The sequence below is a fragment of the Bellilinea sp. genome, assembly GCF_034432615.1.
GTDB lineage: Bacteria > Chloroflexota > Anaerolineae > Anaerolineales > Anaerolineaceae > Bellilinea.
Genome location: NZ_DAOUBL010000177.1, coordinates 1 through 2,892, shown reverse-complemented (window position 1 = coordinate 2,892; position 2,892 = coordinate 1). Strand labels below are relative to the sequence as shown.

Genomic DNA, 2,892 nt, shown 5'->3' with positions numbered 1-2,892 from the left:
TTCGCGTTTTTCGCCGCGCGGTGTGCCGTTGATGGGTGATCACGACTGGAACGACGGTTTGAACGCCGTCGGCACGCTGCTCAAGGGCGAGTCCTTTTGGGTGGGGGAGTTTCTCTACCTGATTCTGGAAGGCTTCATTCCGCTTGCCCGCCGGCGCGGAGATGATGTTTTTGCGCAGCAGTGTGAAACGATTCACAGCAGCCTCAAACAAGCTCTCAACCGCTACGGCTGGGACGGGGAGTGGTACCTGCAGGCCACCACCGATGACGGCCTGCCGCTCGGTTCACGCAGCAACGAAGAGGGGCGTATCTTCCTCATGCCCAATATCTGGGCGGTGATCAGCGGGGTTGCCGAAGGCGAGCGTGCCCGCCAGACCCTGCAAGCGGTGAGCGATCACCTGATGAAGGATTACGGAACGCTGTTGAATTACCCGGCGTTTACCCGACCGCGCCCGGATATTGGGTATGTCACCCGTTACGCTCCCGGCCTGCGTGAGAACGGCGGAGTTTACACCCATGCCGCGGTCTGGTCGGTGTGGGCCTATGCCTTGGCGGGCGATGCCGGGCGGGCGTATGAAGCCTACCGCAAAATCTGCCCGCCCAACCGCAGCGCGGATGTGGATACCTACAAAGCCGAACCCTATGTCACGCCCGGCAACATTGACGGCCCGCTCTCCGAGTATTACGGGCGCGGCGGCTGGACGTGGTACACCGGTTCGGCGCAGTGGCTGCAGCGCGCCGCCACCCACTGGATTCTGGGCATCCGCCCGCAGGAAGACGGTTTGCGCCTGCAGCCCTGTATTCCGGCGGAATGGGACGGGTTCCGCGTGCTGCGTTCTTTTCGCAATGCGGTTTACGATATCCGCGTCCACAACCCTGCCCACGTCAGCAGCGGTATCCGCTCGCTCAGTGTGGATGGAAAACCGCTCAATACCAGTTTGATCCCCGTCTTTGGGGATGGTCTTACCCATGTGGTTGAAGCCGTCATGGGATGAAACGGTTGGAAAGGAGGTGGCCGGCACAGGAAAAACCCAACTTTTATAAAATTCCGTCGTTTCCAAACTTTTTGTAACCGACCAAGGAGAAGAGGATGAAAACCAATCTTAAATTCTTGAATGTGTTGTTTGTGGTTGTTTTAGCCGTCTCTCTGGCGGCCTGCGCCACACCGGCAACCCCCACTCAGGCGCCCCAGCCGACCACCCCGCCGCAGCCAACTCAAGCCGAACAGCCAACCACCCCACCGCAGCCGACCGAAGAAACCGCCAAACCGGCTGAACCGGTTACCCTGCGCTACGCCAACTGGAATCTCGGCACGGAAGAAGAGAACAACATCCAGCGCCAGCTGATCAAAGCCTACACCGATGCCAACCCGCACGTGACCATCGAATTTGTGGATATGTCCGCCGAGGGCGGCTGGGAAGCCAACCTGACCAGTTATGCCGCCAAGGGTCAGCTGCCGGATGTCTTCATGGCCAACAACGTGCCGTTGTATGTCAAGAACGGCTGGCTGGCCGACCTGACCCCGCTGGTCAGTCAGGATGCCGACTGGCAAAAAGTGCCGCAGGCGATGAAGGATGCCGTCACGTACAACGGCAAGGTGCTCGGTTTGCCGGCAGCCCAGTTCATCATGGGCTACTTTGTCAACAAAGAGTTATACGAGGCAGCCAATCTGGATGCGCCCGAATACGGCATTTCCCCGGATGAATTCTTCAATACCGCCATCGCGCTCACCAATATTCCCAGAGGCATTCTCGGGCTGGATGAGCTGGAATTTGTGCTCGGCTGGTACCCCAGCACGCTTGACAAAAACCTGAAGTGGTTTAGTTTCGACGGCGAAAAGATGAACTACAACTCGCCGGCTTTCAAGGCGGCCATCAACAAACTGACCGAGCTCAAACCCTACACCTGGCAGGGACTGACCGACGAGCAGAAAGCCAACTTCAAATCGGTTGGGCCGTGGGAACTGTTCCTGAATCAGGAAGTGGGTGCCCGTTGGGATGCTTCCTGGAATATTCCCAACTACGTCCAGAATGCGACCTTTGACTGGGACTTCATCGGCATCCCCGGCGGCAATCAGGCGCTGGTGCTGGATATCATCGTTGTTTCCAAGACCACCGGCAACCTCGAAGAAGCCTATAAATTCGCCAGGTGGATGACCTTCTCCACCGAAGCCTATGCCAAAGAGGCCGAACTGGCAAAAGCGATGGGCTCGGCGCCCAAACTGCCGGTTGCCATGGACGATGCCTCGCTGGCGCTGTACCAGAGCTTTGTGGACAAACCGGGCGTGAACGCTGCCCTGCAAAACCTGGATGACAGTCTGGTCGAATCGCTGGCAAAGATTGTGCCCGGCTACATCAACGCCCGCTGGGAAGGAAAACCCGGCATTGACATCGGTGAAGACAAGGATGTCAACATGTGGTACATGTTCAACTTTGCGCCGGAAGGACGCTTCAAATACGAAGATTACGCCGCAAAACTGGAAGAATTCGCCAACAAGATACTGGCGGATGCCCGCGCGGAGTTGAATCAATGATTTTTAGCGGGGGCGCCGGTGACCCCGCCGGCGCCCCGCAGTATAAAATGACGTGACTTGAGGATAAGATCAAAACCTGCCTGCAAGGTCAATTACCCCCCTGCACCTCCTCCAAAATCGCCCCTGCGATTTTGGAGGAGGCGGGAGGGGGACGAAAATTCGAAAGTTGATGTAAAAATAATTTATCCCGAATTGACGTTATAAAAAGATGAGGAACGAATACAGCGGGTAGCGGAATGAATCGGCTGAGTGTGTCCGGGTTGGTGCGGGTGTGGATGAGCCTGCTGGCGGTGGTGCTGCTGCTGCCGCTGCCGGCGCAGGCAAACCCTTTCCTGCGCGCCGCGCCGCGCCTGACGTCCT

At 57.7% G+C, this 2,892-nt stretch carries 2 protein-coding genes; both read left to right on the top strand.

From position 1 onward, the window contains the following. On the top strand, nucleotides 1-994 hold a 994-nt coding region (locus VAE48_RS08270; RefSeq protein WP_416181036.1), incomplete at its 5' end, for a GH36-type glycosyl hydrolase domain-containing protein. 95 nt (nucleotides 995-1,089) lie between these two features. Continuing rightward, nucleotides 1,090-2,532 (top strand): ABC transporter substrate-binding protein, encoded by a 1,443-nt coding sequence (locus VAE48_RS08265; protein ID WP_322792849.1) that lies wholly within the window; start codon nucleotides 1,090-1,092, stop codon nucleotides 2,530-2,532. Nucleotides 2,533-2,892: the final 360 nt, after the last annotated feature.